Below are 745 nucleotides of genomic sequence, written 5' to 3'. Positions count from 1 at the left end.
GGCAAGGGCCGCAACATCGACGGCGGCGGCACCGGCACCCCCCTGCCGCCCCCGCCGCCCACCAACACCGGCGCCTTCCCCGGCGCCCAGTACTTCGGCCCGGGCCAGAACAACGCGTACGTGACCCAGCTCGGCCAGCTGCTGACGCAGCGCGGCGGCTCCAGGTTCTACTCCGAGGGCCCGGGCCCGCGTTGGGGCGAGGCCGACCGCAAGGCCACCCAGGCCTTCCAGCAGGCCCAGGGCTGGACCGGCAGCGAGGCCGACGGCATCCCCGGCAAGGCCACCTGGGACTACCTGGTCAACGGCAAGGGCCGCAACATCGACGGCGGCGGCACCGGCACCCCCCTGCCGCCCCCGCCGCCCACCAACACCGGCGCCTTCCCCGGCGCCCAGTACTTCGCCCCGGGCCAGAACAACGACTACGTCCGGCAGCTCGGCGAGCAGCTGGTCCGCAAGGGCTTCGGCGGCTCCTACAGCGTCGGCCCCGGCCCGAGCTGGGGCGAGGCCGACCGCCGGGCCGTCCAGGCCTTCCAGCAGGCCCAGGGCTGGACCGGCAGCGAGGCCGACGGCTACCCGGGCCCGGACACCTGGCGCCGGCTCTTCTCCTGACCCACGCCCGAGGTGGGGGGGCCCGGGGGGGGGCCGCCCCCCCCCGGAAAGCGCCACGCACCGGGACAGCCCCCAACCCCCCCAGGGGGGCCGGGTGTTAGTGTTGACACCCCCCCCCCCCCGGACCCCCCCCCCA

General features: G+C 76.9%; 1 protein-coding gene. It reads left to right on the top strand.

The window, feature by feature from the left end:
* The coding region (locus tag ACFRAR_RS26220; protein WP_380700638.1) for a peptidoglycan-binding protein at nt 1-609 on the top strand (609 nt) is incomplete at its 5' end.
* Between the last annotated feature and the right edge of the window lie 136 nt (nt 610-745).

It is taken from the genome of Kitasatospora sp. NPDC056651, from assembly GCF_042792155.1.
In the GTDB taxonomy this organism is placed as follows: domain Bacteria; phylum Actinomycetota; class Actinomycetes; order Streptomycetales; family Streptomycetaceae; genus Kitasatospora.
The sequence above is the reverse complement of the archived record's forward strand: the minus strand, read 5'-3'. Positions and strand labels throughout refer to the sequence as shown.